The organism is Spirosoma aureum (genome assembly GCF_011604685.1).
Taxonomy (GTDB): domain Bacteria; phylum Bacteroidota; class Bacteroidia; order Cytophagales; family Spirosomataceae; genus Spirosoma; species Spirosoma aureum.
In genome coordinates, this window is the sequence record NZ_CP050063.1 from 1,332,029 (window position 1) to 1,350,313 (window position 18,285).

Annotated in this window: 18 protein-coding genes; 7 read left to right on the top strand and 11 right to left on the bottom strand. The window is 47.2% G+C overall.

All coding sequences use genetic code 11. The features are described 5' to 3' along the window. The first annotated feature begins 32 nt into the window (after positions 1-32). From G8759_RS05420 to G8759_RS05440, 5 genes are all read left to right on the top strand, one after another. Positions 33-863 (top strand): alpha/beta hydrolase, encoded by an 831-nt coding sequence (locus tag G8759_RS05420; protein ID WP_167205936.1) that lies wholly within the window; start codon positions 33-35, stop codon positions 861-863. An 81-nt stretch (positions 864-944) separates the two neighbouring features. Continuing rightward, entirely contained in the window at positions 945-2,381 is a 1,437-nt protein-coding gene (locus G8759_RS05425; RefSeq protein ID WP_167205938.1) for a GDSL-type esterase/lipase family protein, read from the top strand. Between the two features lie 84 nt (positions 2,382-2,465). Further along, the gene (locus G8759_RS05430) at positions 2,466-3,257 is read left to right on the top strand and encodes an MBL fold metallo-hydrolase (RefSeq protein WP_167205940.1); all 792 of its coding nucleotides are present in this window, start codon (positions 2,466-2,468) and stop codon (positions 3,255-3,257) included. Between the two features lie 347 nt (positions 3,258-3,604). Then, positions 3,605-4,453 carry an SPFH domain-containing protein gene (locus G8759_RS05435; protein ID WP_167205942.1) on the top strand — a complete coding sequence of 283 codons (849 nt, stop codon included), beginning with the start codon at positions 3,605-3,607 and terminating at the stop codon, positions 4,451-4,453. Positions 4,454-4,530: 77 nt separating this feature from the next. Beyond that, complete coding sequence (locus G8759_RS05440) at positions 4,531-4,725, top strand: ribbon-helix-helix domain-containing protein (protein ID WP_167205944.1); 195 nt, start codon at positions 4,531-4,533, stop codon at positions 4,723-4,725. Here G8759_RS05440 and G8759_RS05445 read toward each other — a convergent pair. The 8 genes from G8759_RS05445 to rpmH all read right to left on the bottom strand — a co-directional run bounded on the left by G8759_RS05445 (position 4,712) and on the right by rpmH (position 11,848). Then, positions 4,712-5,413: a hypothetical protein gene (locus G8759_RS05445; RefSeq protein WP_167205946.1), complete on the bottom strand. Its 702-nt coding sequence runs from the start codon at positions 5,411-5,413 to the stop codon at positions 4,712-4,714. The two genes, G8759_RS05440 and G8759_RS05445, sit on opposite strands and share 14 nt — an antisense overlap. Before the next feature lie 405 nt (positions 5,414-5,818). Next, the gene (locus G8759_RS05450) at positions 5,819-6,487 is read right to left on the bottom strand and encodes a hypothetical protein (RefSeq protein ID WP_167205948.1); all 669 of its coding nucleotides are present in this window, start codon (positions 6,485-6,487) and stop codon (positions 5,819-5,821) included. Between the two features lie 349 nt (positions 6,488-6,836). Then, positions 6,837-7,613, bottom strand: a complete 777-nt coding sequence (locus G8759_RS05455; protein ID WP_167205950.1) for a type III pantothenate kinase — start codon at positions 7,611-7,613, stop codon at positions 6,837-6,839. A gap of 111 nt (positions 7,614-7,724) precedes the next feature. Beyond that, positions 7,725-8,414: a tRNA (adenosine(37)-N6)-threonylcarbamoyltransferase complex dimerization subunit type 1 TsaB gene (gene tsaB, locus G8759_RS05460; RefSeq protein ID WP_167205952.1), complete on the bottom strand. Its 690-nt coding sequence runs from the start codon at positions 8,412-8,414 to the stop codon at positions 7,725-7,727. An 87-nt stretch (positions 8,415-8,501) separates the two neighbouring features. Next, positions 8,502-10,157 carry a S41 family peptidase gene (locus G8759_RS05465; RefSeq protein WP_167205954.1) on the bottom strand — a complete coding sequence of 552 codons (1,656 nt, stop codon included), beginning with the start codon at positions 10,155-10,157 and terminating at the stop codon, positions 8,502-8,504. Positions 10,158-10,182: 25 nt separating this feature from the next. Then, the gene (locus G8759_RS05470; RefSeq protein WP_167205956.1) at positions 10,183-11,193 is read right to left on the bottom strand and encodes a hypothetical protein; all 1,011 of its coding nucleotides are present in this window, start codon (positions 11,191-11,193) and stop codon (positions 10,183-10,185) included. Between the two features lie 27 nt (positions 11,194-11,220). Beyond that, on the bottom strand, positions 11,221-11,616 hold the full coding sequence (locus G8759_RS05475; protein ID WP_167205958.1) for a ribonuclease P protein component: 396 nt from the start codon (positions 11,614-11,616) through the stop codon (positions 11,221-11,223). Positions 11,617-11,680: 64 nt separating this feature from the next. Further along, a complete protein-coding gene (gene rpmH, locus G8759_RS05480) occupies positions 11,681-11,848 on the bottom strand; it encodes a 50S ribosomal protein L34 (RefSeq protein WP_162385660.1) in 168 nt (55 codons plus the stop codon). Between the two features lie 242 nt (positions 11,849-12,090). On the opposite strand from rpmH, the gene G8759_RS05485 reads away from it, so the two are divergent. Both G8759_RS05485 and G8759_RS05490 read left to right on the top strand, forming a co-directional pair. Further along, on the top strand, positions 12,091-13,653 hold the full coding sequence (locus G8759_RS05485) for a M61 family metallopeptidase (protein WP_167205960.1): 1,563 nt from the start codon (positions 12,091-12,093) through the stop codon (positions 13,651-13,653). 46 nt (positions 13,654-13,699) lie between these two features. Further along, positions 13,700-15,229 (top strand): amidase, encoded by a 1,530-nt coding sequence (locus G8759_RS05490; protein WP_167205962.1) that lies wholly within the window; start codon positions 13,700-13,702, stop codon positions 15,227-15,229. A gap of 208 nt (positions 15,230-15,437) precedes the next feature. Here the strand turns inward: G8759_RS05490 and G8759_RS05495 are convergent, their stop codons facing one another. The 3 genes from G8759_RS05495 to G8759_RS05505 all read right to left on the bottom strand — a co-directional run bounded on the left by G8759_RS05495 (position 15,438) and on the right by G8759_RS05505 (position 18,217). Next, positions 15,438-16,628 (bottom strand): acyltransferase family protein, encoded by a 1,191-nt coding sequence (locus G8759_RS05495; RefSeq protein WP_167205964.1) that lies wholly within the window; start codon positions 16,626-16,628, stop codon positions 15,438-15,440. 122 nt (positions 16,629-16,750) lie between these two features. After that, positions 16,751-17,371, bottom strand: a complete 621-nt coding sequence (locus tag G8759_RS05500; protein ID WP_167205966.1) for a hypothetical protein — start codon at positions 17,369-17,371, stop codon at positions 16,751-16,753. Positions 17,372-17,464: 93 nt separating this feature from the next. Next, positions 17,465-18,217 carry a hypothetical protein gene (locus G8759_RS05505; RefSeq protein ID WP_167205968.1) on the bottom strand — a complete coding sequence of 251 codons (753 nt, stop codon included), beginning with the start codon at positions 18,215-18,217 and terminating at the stop codon, positions 17,465-17,467. Positions 18,218-18,285 lie beyond the last annotated feature (68 nt).

Below are 18,285 nucleotides of genomic sequence, written 5' to 3' on the forward strand. Positions count from 1 at the left end.
ATTTAGCAACTCATTTTGTAAACCTTAACACAATGCATTATCTGCGTACGTTGCTGGCTTTCGGAATTCTGTTTTTAGTCAATCAATCAGTACAGGCGGCTAAAATTGACACGGTAGAAACCTATAGTGCTTCGATGAAGAAGTCGATCAAGGCCGTTATTATGACCCCGGATACCTATACAAATGATAAGGAACTGCCTGTTTTATACCTGCTACACGGCTATGGCGGGAATTACAGTGACTGGGTCAAAAAAGCATCTGCTATTCGCAATGCCGCCGATCTGCACCAGATGATTATTGTGTGTCCTGATGGTAATATTGGCAGCTGGTATTACGATAGCCCTGCCGACCCTTCCTTCCGGTACGAAACCTACGTAGCCAGTGAACTGGTAGCGTGGGTCGATAGCCATTACAAAACAATTAAAGATCGGTCGGGCCGGGCCATTACGGGGCTAAGCATGGGCGGACATGGCGCTTTATACCTGGCATTCCGGCACCAGACTGCTTTCGGGGCGGCCGGAAGCATGAGTGGCGGTGTCGACATCCGGCCATTTCCTAATAATTGGGATATGGCCAAACGGTTGGGAACGTATGCCCAGTTTCCGGAACGTTGGGAACAAAATACGGTCATTAACCTGCTTCATTTGCTTACACCGGGCGCTCTATCGTTGATTATTGATTGTGGAAGTGAGGATTTTTTCTTTCGCGTCAATAACAACCTTCACGAGAAGCTTCTGGAACGCAACATCGCTCATGATTACATTACCCGGCCCGGCGGTCATAACTGGGCCTACTGGAACAATGCAGTCAACTACCAATTGCTGTTCATGCGGCAGTATTTTGACCGGCAGAAGCCCAATTAGATGCCTAGATAAATAAGAATAACGACTGATTGGGTAAGAAAGACGCATAGCGTCCTTGTGCATACATATACCTTCTGATTTATGACTTCTCATTTTTCGCGACTGATCGTAGTTGTAAGTTGCTTTGTGTTGTCATATTCTGTAGCGGTTGCTCAGAAAAAAATACGGATTGCCTGCGTGGGCAATAGCATCACCTACGGGAGCGGAATTGAGAATCGGGAACAAAATTCGTATCCCAGCCAATTGCAGAATCTGTTAGGCAGCAGCTATGACGTGTTGAATTTTGGCGTGAGCGGCAGGACAGTACTTCGCCAGCCGGGAAATTCATACATGGCGACTCCTGCCTATAAAGAAGCCTTAGAGAGTAGTCCTGATCTGGTTTTTATCAAGCTCGGAACAAATGATAGTCGGTTGCCCTACCGTTTGCAGATCGATAGCTTCGCCACAGATTACAAAACCCTGATTCGGTCATTTAAGGTGCTGCCGACCAATCCACGTATCGTATTGTTACTACCGGTGGCGTCGTTTCTGACTGATACGACCCGACAAACCGATCAGGCCATAATCAAGCTGATCATGCCCCGAATTCGCCAGATTGCCTTCGAGGAGAAATGTGAGCTGATTGATTTGCATTCCCTTTTTGTCGATCACCCGGAGCTATTTCCGGATAAACTGCACCCCAACTCGTCGGGCGCAACAATTATTGCCAAACGATTATACGAAACCATAAATGCGCAGGAAGAAAATGGCTTCGATTTCTTTCCGAAAATAAAGGCAGCGTACACCGTTTCCTCATTCTATGGATACGACTGCGCTGATTTTTCCTTTGAAGGAAGAGCCTGTAAAGTCGTTAAACCACGACGACCAGCGAAAGATCTGCCCTGGATCTGGCGCGCCCGATTCTGGGGGCATGAACCACAAACGGATATTGCGCTCTTGGATCGTGGGTTTCATGTTGTCTACTGCGATGTGGCCGAGCTATTCGGTAATGCTCAGGCGGTGACTATCTGGAATCATTTTTATGCATTTGCCCAACAAGCGGGATTAGCTAAAAAAGTAGCGCTGGAAGGATTGAGTCGTGGGGGTGTTTATGCGTATAACTGGGCCGCCGAAAATCCCGAGAAGGTAGCTTGCGTCTACGTCGATGCACCCGTGCTCGATCTGAAAAGCTGGCCGGGAGGAAAAGGGCAGGGCAAGGGTAGTCCGAGCGATTGGGAGATTTTTAAAAAAGATTTTGGGCTAACAACTGATGAGCAGGCAATGGCCTTTAAAGGAAATCCGATGGATAAGGTTGCCGATATAGTAAAAGGCCATTATCCACTCTTGCATGTTGTGGGCGACGCTGACGATTTGGTTCTGTTGAGTGAGAATACAGCGCCTTTTGAGCAGAAAGTCAGGGAGAGTGGAGGTGACATTCAGGTAATTCACAAACCGGGCATCGGCCATCATCCGCATAGCCTACCCAATCCAACACCGATCGTTGAGTTTATTCTCAAGGCAACAACCAAGCGTCAATGATTGCCGCTGATTCTCAGCAAACTCCTGTTTTCGTCATAAATGCCAGTAGAAACAATCCCTAAAAAGCTGTTTCTTTGTAGTACTATGCAATTGTTTATTACCTCCTTAAATTCGGGCAGCAATGGAAACTGCTATTATGTTGGAAACGAGCAGGAGGCTGTTTTAATCGATGCCGGAATTTCCTGTCGGGAGACTGAAAGGCGAATGCTGCGCCTTGGCTTGTCCATGCATACCGTGAAGGCCATTTTTATTTCCCACGAACATACCGACCATATCCGCGGAGTTGCGCAACTGGCCAAGAAATATCAATTGCCTGTTTTCATTACCCCCCGCACGCTCAACAATTCAAGAATACCCCAACGCGATTTTCCTGTTAAACCCTTACGGGGGTATGAACCCGTCTGGATTGGCGAACTTTGCGTCACTGCTTTTCCCAAGCAGCACGATGCCTCCGATCCGCATAGCTTTCTTGTTGCGTATAAAGGTATCAATATAGGGGTACTCACCGATATTGGCGCGCCTTGCGAACACGTTATCAACCACTTTAGCCAATGTCATGCCGCCTTTCTGGAGGCTAATTATGATGATGAGTTACTGGAGAAAGGAAGCTATCCCTACTATCTAAAAAGTAGAGTTCGGGGGGATAAAGGGCATCTCTCTAATCAGCAGGCACTGGATTTATTTAAAAATCATAAACCTTCGTTTATGAGCCATGTCCTGCTGTCTCACTTATCAAAAGACAATAATTCACCAGACCTGCTTCGGGACTTATTTACTCCTCATATGGAGAATACCCAGCTTATTTTGGCTTCCCGGTACGAGGAAACCCCTGTTTATAAGATTGGTATAAATCAGGAAGCACTCCAATTGCTGTAGCTTACGTAGAGGCTAAAAGTAGCTCGGAAAGCCATGATCTTTTGGGTCTGGATGTGGCCCTATGGCCTTTGTTATAGCTGTTTTATGTTGACTGGCTATCAGGTAGGCACTCTTCTATTATTCTACCCCATTTTATTCGGTTAATCTACAACGTTTCGCCACAAATTTGCTTGTGAGTCAGGCGCTTGTAGTCAGGCCACTTATTGATTGAATTGCTGGCCGTCATTTTAGTGATGTCTATCCATCAACGCAACCGTTCGTACAAAAAGTGACTGAAAATCAACGAAAAACAAGCTACTATTGTACTATCAAAATGATATCATTTCCTGGCCTTAGATTTTACGGTTATGCAAGAGAAAAAGCTTACATCGATTTCGGGTTATCTGTTTTTACTACTGGGTTTGGGCTGTTTTGGATTAGCCGTCTTTCTGTTTGCTTACAGCCCCATCCTGGGGGGATTTATGTCTTTGCTTGGCGCTTTTATCCTGAAAGGGATTATGATTATTTATCCCAATGAAGGACTGGCGGCTACCTTCTTCGGCGATTATGTTGGAACCATCAAGCAAACGGGCCTGCAATGGGTGAATCCGTTATACAGCAAACAGAAGATTAGCCTGCGCGCCCGGAACCTGAACGGGCAGACCCTGAAAGTAAACGATAAAATGGGAAATCCGATCGAAATTGCGGCTGTCGTTGTCTGGCAGGTATCCGATACAGCAAGGGCATTATTTGATGTGGATAACTACGTAAATTTCGTGCAGATCCAGTCCGAAGCGGCCGTACGGTTTTTGGCGAGTTCACACGCGTATGATAACATAGAAGACGAACACGAAGCGGTTACGTTGCGAGACAATACGGGTCAGATTAACAAATTTCTGGAGCAGGAACTGGATGAGCGATTGAGTCAGGCGGGTGTTCGGGTTATGGAAGCACGCATTAGTCACCTGGCGTATGCACCCGAAATTGCGGGTGCGATGCTACAACGTCAGCAAGCTACGGCCGTTGTATCGGCCAGAAAACAGATAGTTGAGGGGGCAGTCGGCATGGTTGAAATGGCCTTGACGCGACTGGCTGAGAAGGGGGTCGTTGAACTGGACGAAGAACGTAAAGCCGCTATGGTGAGCAACCTGCTCGTGGTATTATGTGGTGAAAAATCAGTTAGCCCTGTTGTGAATGCAGGCACGCTTTATCAGTAAAGAGCAGGCAGCTCACGGATAGGATTCACGCTGTCAACTAACTGCCTGCTGCCCACTCTTACTGTGTCTACTAGATTATGGCGGCAGAAAAAAAAGCTTTTGTATTACGCATTCAGCCTGAAACCCTGAAGGAACTGGAGCGTTGGGCACAGGAAGAATTTCGGAGCGTGAACGGGCAGATTGAATTCCTGCTGAATGACGCCCTTCGAAAACGGAAAAAACGCCCGAAAGACACACCGGATAACGGGCCAGAGATGCCTATGGATAGCTAACAGAAGCAGGTTCCTGCGTGTAGCCAGCTCCTCTGGCTGAGGCCGTTTTTGGATCGTGTTGTACTAAAAAATTGTAGTGATCGATCAGTACCAGTCGACCAAGCAGTGTGTGGTCATTGATGTTATGGCTTGTAATGTACTGCCGCATCTCCTCGTCATAAGCGGTTAACAGCGGCTCATAGATGTCCAGATTGAATCGGTCAAATGCTCTCAACTGACCAGCATCGTAGACAAAGTAGTCGAAAAAGTCGGTGGTTTGGGCGAGCGACGGTTGATCATTGTAATAGGCCGGATGGTTGAACATGCGCTTAAATAGACCATGCGACTTTCGTAGTCGACGAACCACGGCCAATGAACCATCCATATAGATTTCAAAAAAAGCGGATTTCGTCTGCTTATTGACTAAAGTCGGCAGAACGAGAAAGTTCCGTTGCTTATGAAACGAATAATCAAACCAGCCAAATTGTTGGACCTGGGTAGCCGAGAAGGCACGGACGCGGCCGTCTGACTGACGCAATAATACGATCTCTGTTTTCCAGTTATACGATAACTCTCCTTCCAGTGTAACTTTATTAAAGAGTGTCATCTGCCCCTTATGCCAAACGGAGGCTGGTAAGGCCGACGATTTGGAAGGCGAAAAGAAAACTATAATTAGTACTATTTTGCTAAATAGATATACGTTTTTCATAACCGACTATTGTTTGTTGGATAAGACACCTATTGAGGCATACATCGATCTGAGGTAGGATAATGTATTGACTCTTTAGGCAAGTTAACAAACAGATAGATGCCTGCTTAGTAGCGAAAAAATTATCCTATTGGCTTGATTTTGATTATGTTAAGATTGAATAGAATTGATAAGGGAAAAATGGACTGCTATTGGATTATTTTCTTTTTAGCTTAAAATGAATCGTGTATGAACATTTATTTTATGGCTATCGATTTTTTGTAATTATTTTATTGACTTGGAATAATGCAAAAAAGCACCCCATATAAAGGTGCCTTTTTTGCATTATTTATCGAAATTTTAGTAAAGCTTTATTCGAAAATAGGAAATATTAGTAAGGTAAGAAAGAGAATGACCTTTGTCTTGTTAGAGGCTAACTGACTCGGAGTGGGACTCTAATAGAACTTGGGTTACGTGGCCAGCACGAACTTTCAATTGGTTATATTGAGTAATGAGCAGTAAGCGGGCAAGGGTAGAGCCCATATCCATGTGCAGCGTCTCGGAATAGTGACTAAGCTCATCCGAAAATTCGGTTTTCATGCGGGGCCACAACGATTGAGCGAAGTCGTCCAGATTCGTTATTTTGTCGCCTTCAAAAATATAGTACGTGAAGTTATCAAGCCGTTTGATCGTCTGATCATCCACGCCGAAAGCACTTGGGTTACCGATTTTAATCGGATCATGAGCATGACGCAACCGGCGATAGATCATCATTGGTCCAATCCCGAATTCCTCCAGAAACAGAACCCTCTTGAACGACTGCTTTAAGGGATAATCGACGGCTATAAACTTACGCAGAACGTTAAACTGCGTATCAAAATACTTGAATTCCTTAACTTGAAAAGCTGAGAAAGCCTTTATCGTATTTCCTTCCTGAAACTGGACAATTTCTGCCTTCCAATTATAACTTAGATCACCTGTCAGAACGGTACCATTAGCCAGTGATAATTCGCCACGATTCCACAGCGTTTTAGCCATTGCCTTGCCTCCCACAAAGCTTAACCAAAGAATTGTTAATAATATCCCCTTTTTCATAATCACTCGTCGTCATGACCCGGATAATATTGCCGAATCTGACCGTTGGTGAACGGGAAATTGGAGGTATAGGAAGCGATTTACTAGCAATAGTTATTCAATGGTACTAATTGATTATTTTTTTGTATTTTTTAAATTATATTAAATTTGCCTCTACTCTTAAAAACTGCTTAATTTAGAGGTAAATAACTGGATATTAGAAGGATATTTTGTTGTTTAGTAAAGTTGTAGAACGGCGTACCGTACATAATTTTTTTTGACAAAAATCGACAGGCCAGCACATAAAGCCACAAATAACCTATGCCAACGGCATCTGCCGTTGAGTAAATTCAATACATAAAATAGTTGCTTATTTGATTGAATCCGTCACAGTTTCGCCAATCAGGCGCACACCATCCAGCGTAAGAGATGGAATAATTTCGGCGAAGGCATCCCGTAGTGACGGAATCCGGCCCGATAATCCGCCAGTAGCAACGGCCATACAGTCGCCATTAAGCTCGATCCGAATGCGATCAAGTAGCGAGCGAACAAGGCCTTCATAACCTAACACCACACCCGCCTGAATGGCATGCGTCGTGCTGGTGCCCAATGCCGATGAGGGTACTTCGATTGGGACTTCCGGTAGTTGAGCCGTATTGGCAAATAAAGACCGAATGGCGGTTTTGAGACCCGGAGCAATGGCAACCCCAATGATCTTTCCCTCACCTGAAACAGTCGTGAAGGTCAGTGCTGTGCCAAAATCGACCACAACACAATTCTGGTGATAGCGCGTATAGGCAGCCAGCGCGTTGGCTACTAAATCGGCTCCTATTTCGTGGGGTCTTAAAATCTCAAGGGGGAGTAGGGGATATACGCCCGGACCAACCACAATGGGCTCTAACCCAAATAGCTCGGCTAGCATAGTTCTGATTGTTGGCGTTAAATCGGGAACTACGCTACTAAGAACGGTGGTCTCAATAGAACTCAGCAGTACATTGGCTTCCAAGAGCCATAAGCGGAGTCGTGCTTCATAGGAAGCCGCTGATTCATCGCGTCGGGCGGGAGTTCGCCAGATGTTTTGCCAGCCAGTTTGATTGTAAAGTCCGAAAACGGCGTCGGTATTACCAACATCAACGATAATCTGCACGAGAGCGGAATGGGGACGGTTGCCGGGGCGAAATAAGGAGAAAAACGTCAGATTCCCACAAAATTGACCTCAATCATGAATTAACTTCAGGTTATCAAAAGAATACCTGGTTTAAAGAATGGCCTTTTTCGGCTTATTTGTCATAAAATCTTTCAAATAAAAAGGTTCGAAAGTGACAACATCCTCGAACTGCCGAGCCTCAAAGGCACCCGTCGCTAGTTTGCCGATTGTCCGGGCGGAGGGAATAATTAGCTGCTCCGGGAAAATGGCAGCAGGAGTATGGGCAAGTACTGCCCGGCATTTTTCGGCTCCATCGCCAAAAAACACAACCGTATTTTTTGCCAGCCAGTCGCTGAATGATTGTTCATCGATAATCTGTGCCGAAGTCGGGCTTACTTCCTGACCAGAGGCCTCAAACAACGCACAGTAAACCTCCATTCGACGAGCATCGATCATGGGACAGAGAAGGTAGTTCGCCGGATAATGCGCCCGAATCTGTTCGGTCATGCCGGCTAGTGTATTTATGGCCAGAAGCGGTTTGTCAAGCGCAAAGCAAAGGCCCTTGGCGGTTGAAATGCCAATTCGCAAGCCTGTATAGGATCCCGGCCCTTTAGCAACGGCAATGGCATCTAGTTGGCTAAGTGTAAAACCGCTGTGCTGCACGACATTGTCAAGTAGCGTCGTGAGCATAGCGGCCGACGTACGTTCCGTAAATAGCTCGTAACAGCCTACTAGTGTACCGTCTTTGTGCAGCGCTACCGAACAGGCTGCTGTAGACGTATCAAGCGAGAGAATAAGCATAGCAAAGAATAATGAAGCGTGTAACGTGAAGATTAATACCAATCAGGCTTTGGTCTTCACGTTACACGCTTCATTATTGATGGATTATTATTTGGCTCCTTTTAGTGTCGCTGTATACCGACCCATGTCTTTAAAGAGATCGAGCGCTGCTTTTAGTTCGGGGTCAGTAGCAAAAGATGCTTCTTTAAGACCTTTCTGGAGGTAGTAATGCCCCGCAATTTCCTGCTCCAGTAAGGTCTGGACTTCGGTTTTGAAGGTCATCATATCGGCGTCTTTGCTGTGCGAAACTTTTGTTTTCAGAGCTTTTAACTGATCCTGAATCTGATCGAAATACTTTTCTTTCTTGGCTGATGCTTCCAGCGTACCTAAATCTTTTTCAACCTGCGTCGTATAATCGTACTCTTGATTGCTGGCCCATTTGACAAATTCCTGGTATTCAGCATCAGTCAGGTGAAATTCGCGGGCGGGTTTAATGGTCGGATGCTCATGACGGTATTTTACGGCATAATCGAAAATCAACCCCTTGTTCGTCAGGCTCAGCGCAATGGGCGTTGGTGTCTGGGCTTCAATCACGACATCGGGTAAAACGCCACCACCATCGTATACAACCCGTCCGGCTTTGGTTTTGAATGCCGTTTTGAGCGAATCCGCTATTTTGCCGACACTGCCATCGGGATTGCGGTGGCTGTAATCGATGGCCTGAATGCAACGTCCGCTCGGAATGTAATACTTGGCTGTTGTAATCTTAAGTTTAGTGTTAAACGAAAGCTCACGAGTGGTTTGTACCAGGCCTTTGCCATACGTACGCTGACCGATCAGGACGCCCCGGTCGTAGTCCTGAATGACGCCCGACACAATCTCGGCCGCTGATGCGCTATGGCTGTTTGTAAGCACAACGATCGGAATTTCGAGATCTAAAGGCGGGTTTAGAGCCGTGTAGGTCTTATTCCATTCCGTTACTTTTCCTTTGGTTGTAACAACTTCTGAGTCTTTCGGAATAAAGATATTGCAGATGTCGATGGCCATGTTCAGCAACCCACCCGGATTTTCACGAACGTCGAGAACGAGCTTTTTCATTCCCTTTCCCTTCAATTCCTGGAAAGCAGTACGAACTTCGCGCGAAGCCGTTGCCGTAAAATCCTTGAGATCTATATAGCCAACGTCCTCTGAGATCATGCCGTAGTAAGGCACATTGGTCATTTTCACGACGTCGCGGCTAACGGTCAGGTCAAGCGGACCTTTTTGTCCGTAGCGTTGAACTGTCAGTTTAACGTTCGTATTTGTCTGACCTTTAAGGAGCTTACCAGTATCGGTATCTTTGCGGGTTTTTATATCCACGCCATCGATCTTCAGAATCTCATCACCGATTTGTAGCCCCGATTTTTCGGCCGGAGTTCCTTCATAAACCATGAGCACAATACTCTTATTCTGCCGCTGGCCAATCAAGGCACCAATACCATTATAACGACCCGTGGTCATGGTCATGTAGTCCTCAATTTCGTCTTCGGCAAAGAAGTTTGTATATGGATCGAGCGCCTTCAGCATGGCGTCGATGCTGGTTTTGACCATCCGATTCGGGTTTATCTCATCAACATAATACATGTTCAGTTCTTTGAACAAGGTAGCGTATATGTCGAGGTTGCGTGCGATCTCGAAGAAACGATCGTCGGTTTTCATCGCAACCAGCGATAAACTTCCGGCCAGGGCACCAGCCAGGGCAAGGGATTTCCACTGTTTTTTCATAACCATCGGGCATTAGGAAGCCAGTTCAGGCCGTCAATTCGTGAATAAATTTCTCTTTATCATCAATAAATAAGGCAATTCGACATACGGATCGTTGAATGCCCATCGGTCCTCTCATTGTTACGGGTTCCTGTACGGTAATAAGCACATTCGGTGCCGTAAGGAACGCGCCATTCATGGTGTTGGCGTTGCGCTCCGGTTTATTGTTTATCGCTCTTATCTGTTCAACGTTTTGGCGATCAATTACGCCGTATCCCCGAAGGCCAAATCGAAGCACAATTCGGTTGGTTTGTATCAGCACTGGCCGTTTGATGGTTGCCATCAGATCGGCCACGAAAAATAAAAGACCATAAAAACCCGCTACCGTTGCAAACCAGGCTATTGTCGGATTCCATCGATTCACCAGCAGATGTACGACCAGCGTTTCGATTAAACCAATCAGAACAAGCCCGACCGTTAACGTAGCCTGACCCGATTTATGATGCGATGTGAAGGCCACATCAGATTCTGCTTTTTCAACAGGAACCAGCCAGCCAGCCAGGCCATAGCGTAGCAATGACAGTTCGCTTACCAAAATACGATTAAATCGGGAATGCCCCAGCGTTACATCGAGACTTTTAAGAAGATTAGCGGTAAAATCGACCGCCTTTGTAGTCAACTGCCTGTAATGCCGGATAATCTGATTGACACGAATAAGGGCATAACCAAGAAACCCAACCTCAAGAATCACGAATGTCCACCTCAATGATCCGACCAATTGCTGATGATTTGTGGGAAGGATAAGAGCAGTCAGGGTTAGCGATAGGCCAATAATACCAAGCAGGCTACGAGCCGGAACCGTTAATCGACGAATAATCAGGAAGTAGTAGAGCGTTGGAATGCCCAAAGCCAGATCGACTATAACCCCCATCGCTATCCAGTCGTGCCCTTGACCAAATGCAGCCGATCGCACAATAGTTATCTCCAGGCCAATTACTGCTAGAGTCAGCCCAACGAATAAAACAATCCAGCGAAGTTTGGAAAGGGGTAAGTTCATGGGTGGCTGCCAGGCGAACCGTTCAGGTTACATTTTTTTAAAAGCCAATTTCATGCCTTTTTCTATTTCTTCAAACGAAATTATCTGCTTAGCGGTATACAAAAAAGCAATGGAAGCAGGTGAAGGTTGATCGGCCTTGAAAAGATGTTTGTTTAGCCGGTAGGCCTCACGAACGCGCCGACGGATGAGGTTGCGGTCAACGGCGCGTTTAAACGTTCGTTTGGGAACCGTGATGACGATGGCTGGTAAAGGGGGCTCATCGATTAACTGGGCTTCGGGCTGGGGCAGATAAAGCACCCGAAACGGAAAAAGGTAGAACGTCCGTACAGTCTGACTTGACCCGGTCGTACTACCCTTTTTAAATAACTCACCCAGAACTTTTTTGCTGCAAAGCCGCTCCGATTTGGTAAAGGTTTGCTGCATAGTTCAGTTTATAGTATTCAGTCTACAGCCATTTATGCATTAGCTAGCTGTAGATTGAAGACTATTAAATTTTAAAGCGTTCGCCTTTTTTCTCGTCAGAAACGGTTAGTTTGTGACGACCTTTTGCCCGGCGGGCGGCCAACACCTTACGGCCATTGGCGGTTGACATCCGCTCGCGGAAGCCATGCTTGTTTTTCCGCTTCCGGTTCGATGGTTGGTACGTTCTTTTCATGATATATCTTCCCTAAAACCCTTGTTTTTCCAAATGAGTCCGCAAAGATAGGAGAATAGAGGCAGTTTACCAAGCCCGTTTTTTGAAAAACGTTTTAACTTTAAGCGAGTTACTGATTAGGGAAGTGGTTAATTGGGTAATTGTGGTAAATTGGTTATCAGGATAAGGTACAATTGCCATTTACGATACTTATCCTTGCCGCCATTTACAGCTTACCTGAACGACCAACTACACACTCGCCAATGCATTATCGCCTGTCTGCTGATCCTGAAATACCCCATTACATCGCCGTTGAAGCCCACCTGGTACTTAATCAAAATCCGTCGGAAATTGAGTTGCAACTGCCTGCCTGGCGACCCGGACGATATGAATTGCAGCAGTTTGCCAAAAATATTCAGCGTTTCGACATTGTCGATCAAAACGGCCAACCGTTGCCTTTTCGGAAAATCACTAAAGATCGATGGCTCGTTGAAACCAGGGGAGCTACCAAACTGACAGCTCGATATAACTATTATTCGCTCCTGCCAACGCCTAATTTACTTAATGCAGGTAGTAGCTTTATCAGCGATACGCTCCTCTATGTTAATCCGGTAAATCTTTGTCTGTATGCACAAGGCTACATCAATGAGCCTTGTGCCCTTGAGCTGGCTATTCCAGAGGGCTGGATGGTGGCTTGTGGATTAGAACAGGTAGATGCAAAGACATTACAGGCGTCTGATTTCTACGAACTGGTCGATTGTCCGCTGATCGCTGCACCCATCATACAGCATGTTCAATACCAGCTGGAAGGCATTTCGTTTCATGTCTGGATTCAGGGCGGTCGTCGAACGGATGGCGATCCAACGTTCAATGCCGACCGGATCGTGGCTGATTTTAGCCGATTCTCGGAGAAGCAGCTAGCGCTTTATGGCGAATTCCCCGAACGTGAGTATCATTTTCTGACGCTTGTTTTACCGACGCCTTACTACCATGGCGTCGAACATCGTAACTCGACCGTGCTCGTGCTGGGCCCTAACGACGAAGGCGAAGGATTGTATCAGGACCTGCTGGGCGTGTCGTCGCACGAGTTGTTTCATGCCTGGAATATCATTCGGATTCGCCCGATTGAACTGTTACCGTATGATTTCACGAAGGAAAATTACTTTCAAACCTGCTTTGTGGCTGAAGGCGTGACTACCTACTATGGTGATTTAATGCTGCGTCAGTCTGGAGTTTTTGATGATGAAGCGTACTTAAAAGAGCTACAGGTGTTGTTCAAACGACACTTTGAAAACAATGGCCGGGCCTTTCAGTCACTGGTCGAATCGTCATGGGATCTGTGGCTGGACGGTTACGATAAAGGAGTGCCCGATCGCAAGGTCTCGGTGTATCATAAAGGAGCTATTTCGGCCTTAATCCTGGATTTACACATTCGGAAAGTGACTGATCATGCCCGTTCGCTGGATGATGTGATGCGAATCATGTGGCAACGTTTTGGAAAGCCATTTATCGGCTATACACTGGATGATTACCGCGCGGTTACTGAGTCGGTAGCGGGCGAATCGCTGGACTGGTATTACGACTTATGTATTTTTGGAAACCAGCCTCTCGAATCGAAACTTAATGAATACCTGCACTGGGTTGGGCTGGCAATAACCTATGAAGAACCTGGCCCTGATTCTGTTGGCGGTATTCGCTTGTTGGAACTGGATGATCTGGCGGCTGGCCAGCAACGGGCGCGCTGGTTTGGCGGATTACTGACCGAACTACCGCATGAAGGACTGATTCCCAAAGAAAAGTTAGGTAAAAATGTTGTGGCTAAGTAGCCCATTGTCAAAGAGCAAAACCACCTACTTGTTTCCTGAACCTGACATGCAAACCTCTTCAACTCCTGTTCTTGCCTTTGACGAGTACGTCAAATACGATGCGACAGCCCTTGCCGAACTCGTTCGTTCTGGCGAAGTGACGCCCGCTGAACTTCTCGAAACGGCTATTGCGCGTGCCGAAGAGGTTAATCCGCAACTTAACGCGATTGTCACTCCTTTATACGAGAAAGGGCGTGAAATGGCAGCACAATTGCCCGAATCGGGGCCGTTTCGAGGGGTGCCATTTTTGCTGAAAGATCTGGAATTCGATTGGGCCGGAACACCTATGAAGCTGGGGTCCAGAGGTTACCAGAATTTCGTGTCTACAATTGATAGCGAAGTAGTTCGGCGGCTAAAGGAAGCTGGTTTGGTTTTGTTCGGTAAAACCAATACGCCCGAATTTGGCCTGACACCCTACACCGAATCGCAATTATACGGCCCGGCCCGAAATCCGTGGAAACCGACACACTCGCCGGGCGGTTCGAGTGGTGGTTCGGCAGTGGCTGTAGCCGCTGGCATTGTACCGGCGGCTACGGCTTCTGATGGGGGCGGGTCAATCCGGATTCCTGCATCATGCTGTGGTTTGTTCGGCCTGAAACCTTCGCGAGGGCGCGTTACAATGGGGCCGCGCTTTGGAGAGCTATGGAATGGAGCCGTAATTGGACATTCAGTAACGCGTAGCGTTCGTGATAGTGCCGGATTGCTGGACGTTGTGGCTGGCGGGCCTGCGTATCAGCCGTTTGCGGGCGACCCGTATGGCATTACTCCACCCGAACGACCTTTCCTAGAAGAAGTAGGACGCGAGCCAGGGCCGCTTAGGATTGCCTTCTCGACGCAAACTCTGATTGCGTCGCAGCCAGTTGACCCTGAATGTGTAAAAGCTGTTCAGGAAGCAGCCCGATTGCTGGAAAGCCTGGGGCATGCAGTTGAAGAAGTACCCTTACCCTACGAAAAAACAATTATAACAGAGGCTTTTTTTGTGAACGTGCTGGGCGAAACCGCAGCTACGCTGCGCGAATTGGGAAACTACCTTGGCCGCCCGGTTCGACGCGAAGATGTTGAACTGAATACATGGGCGCAGGCCAGGCTGGCGGAAGGTTTCACGGCGGCTGATGCCGCTTACCAGAAACGGCGCTGGAATACCCTTAATCGCAGCATGGGGCAATTACACGAGACCTATGATCTATTGCTGACACCGACTTTGCCGTGTCCACCCATTGCGATCGGTACATTTCAGAACACCGCATCAGAGCAACGGTTACTCAAGCTGGTCGATTCGCTGGGTGCATTGAAATACCTGAATGGCAGCAAAACGGTTGAGGATCTGGCCGAGCGATCGTTAGGCTACATTTCGTTTACGGTTATAACAAACATGACAGGCCAGCCGTCAATGTCTGTGCCATTGCATTGGTCGCCAGATGGGTTGCCGATCGGTGTCATGTTTGCCGCCAAACTTGGTGACGAAGCTACTTTATTTCGATTAGCTGGTCAATTAGAGCAAACCAGGCCGTGGTTTATGAAACGACCGGGAAAATAATATGCAGTCTTCAGTTGGCAGTGATTACAAACCAATAAGGTTTCAAAAACCTTATTGGTTTAACTTGGCCGAGCACTAGGTATTGTCGTTTTCGATAATCTTCACCTAATGCTAAACAGACAGAGACAGCTTGCAAGCTGTCTCTGATTTATTAACGAATAACGAGATGCTTTAGGAAAGGATTTTGTAAAATGAAAGATATGCATGGCTATCTACTGCCAACCGCCAACTGCTCTCGCTTAACCGGCTTATCGCCGGGAGCAAAACGGTCTTTCAGTTTCAGGAACTGCTTCTCAAAATATTCATACGAGAGCCAGGCCAACAGCGTTGTCAAAGCATAACTGGTTATGTATAGAAGGATAGAAAAGCCAAGACTATACGGCAGAAACTGGCGAATAATATACAGGCATAGAACAATTGCAATGGGGTGGTACATGTATAATCCGTACGAAATCTTGCCCATGAAATTGCACAACGGGTTTTCCAGATTGATCACAGAGTTCGGATTAGCCGCCAGGTTCATCAGTAAAAAAGCGAAGAACAGCGCGTAACCTTCATAATTCAGCCCCGGAATCCGAACGCCCATGGCGAGCATCGTTGCCAATACGGCATAAACCACCCATTGGACAGGTTTGCTATAAAGGACGTTGAGAATAGGATGCTTTTTGAAAACCAGATAAGCCCCAATGCCACCAATTGCCATGGTACCGATGCGGAAGTGAGCCAGGAAATCGGATACCATAAGCATCGTTGTGCCCGCTTCCGGAGCCGTTGAACCAGGGCCGTAGCGAAGCCAGAAGAAGGAACCAGCCAAAACCAGCGCAATACTGGCCAGAACCAGTAGCGTTCGGCGGGGGTGAAGACTACCAATCAACCACGGCCAGATGAGATAGAACTGTTCCTCGACACCAATTGACCACGTATGCGAACACAAAGGCATTTCGTGATAGAGTGTCAGGGCAATATTGGGCATGACGATCCCGAAAAAGGCCAGCTTTGGCCAGAAATGATCGTAGGCATAGTCGGATACGCCGGGAATATGAAAGGCCGGAATATGCGGAAATACAAAAAAGCTGAGCCCGATGATCCAGAAGTAGAGCGGCCATATCCGCAAAATGCGTCGGACGTAGAAATTGCCGATATGTATTCGGCCCGATGACTGCTTCTCTGCCAAAAGCAGGTAGGTGATCAGGAACCCACTCAATACGAAGAACAAAGCAACTCCCAATCGACCCGCCTGATAAACAACCGGGTGCTCGTTGGTATTGGTAAACGTATCGGTATAGCCGAAAATCGTTTTAAACTGCTCGATGTGGTGAAACACCACCGACGAGGCTGCAAGAAAACGAACTCCGTTAAATCCGGGGAAATAGACGGCGGAAGGATTGGTAGCCGACATAGTGACTAATTCGGTTCAGCCGTAAAAATAAGCAAAAAGTAGCCTTGCTCCATCAACCATACTGTGAAGAAAAGCCCATCTGCTGGGTAGAATTGAGTAACTGGTTCAGGAACACAACTCGATTAAGACGAAGAACTCCGGCTCCGACCACCGAAAAAGCCACTGCGTCCACCCGATGGGCGCGTGGTACGAACAACACGGGAAGTGCGGACGTTCTCGCGAAGTTGCTGCGACCGATCGTAGGTCGAAGGATTTGCATAAATACCTGACCCATATCGACGTTCATCGGCGCGGTACTGCGGGGCCGTAGAACGACCAAGCATGTAGCCCAGACTTCCCCAGAGCAGGGCGTTCGCTAATCCGTTGTGGTGATAAGCTCCATAAGATCCTGGATTGTGCAGATACGTGCGAGTCGATTGATCGGTTTCGACCAGTTTTTTTGCCGCTTCAACACTCAGCGTGTCGCGGTGACCATCGAAATAGCTCACAATGGCTCCGGCCTGACCGGGCTCGGCCTGAACTTCGTCGGTAATTTTAAAATTGCCGGGAGCTGTTTCTGTAATATAGGTTCGAACTCCACGCCGGAAGCTGGTCTCGGTTTGCTCGGTTTCATCCTCGTCGGACCGGTTATTACCGCAGCTTTGTAATAAAGCCGCACCGTTGAGCAAAGCCAGACTAAGCGTGGCACTAAGGGTAATATCTTTAACGCGCCGAAGAACGGCATGTTTGCGGACCGGTGTCATAGCATAAGACGTTTATGGCTGCTAAACTACCGCACCACTCACTGGGTTGCAAGAAGATACGGATAAACCGTTGTGGGTCTCAACTAACGGTCGTCAGAACGGACGATGGCTGTTACCAAATAACAGTACTACGCCAGCCGAGGCACTAACTACACCAACCGTACGATCGGCGCTGTAATGCGAGCTTTCTGATTGCCCATTGTTGCTCCTGGCCTTCGAAATCAGGTTATCAAACGTAAAGAGGGCCTGGGTATAATCACCATTGAGTTTCAGCGAGAAACTCCGGCCTAATCGGTAATTGAGGCTCAAGCCACCGCCAAAGGCAGTCGCCATGCTTTCAGAGCCTGTGGTTTGCACCGACATATCAACATTGCCAAAGTTACCGACAATCGACGTACTGGGCAGAACAGCCCGGGCGCGCCCAGCTAATACCCGTGCATCGACAGAAAACCGCCCAAATGGAATGTTAATATAAGGGCCACCCATCACCGTTGTAACGGACCAATTATCGGCTTTAGCCGTCCACACGTCGTTTTCGCTGCGGTAAACGGTCGCTAACAGCGCATCGGTTTGTAATGCATTCCGATGCTGTTCTCCTTTTATCATTAAACCGACACGACCAACAAAGCGGTAACCTGCCGAGATGTTTACGGCTAAACCATGTCCGGCCATACTGGCCTGATTATCAGTTGGCGAACAGCTGCCGAACTGGCCTATAGGCAGGCTGGCTCCGGCAGATATAGCAAAGAATCCTTTTTTATCCTGATGTGATAAGATAAACGTTTTTTGACAAAACGAAACGGTGGTCATACCAGCCGCTAAAACGGTCAAGCAGAGCTTTTTCATGGCGTAATGGGCTATAAATGAATTTGGTATATGCCTTCTGTAGGCTTATGCTTACAAATTCAATGCCA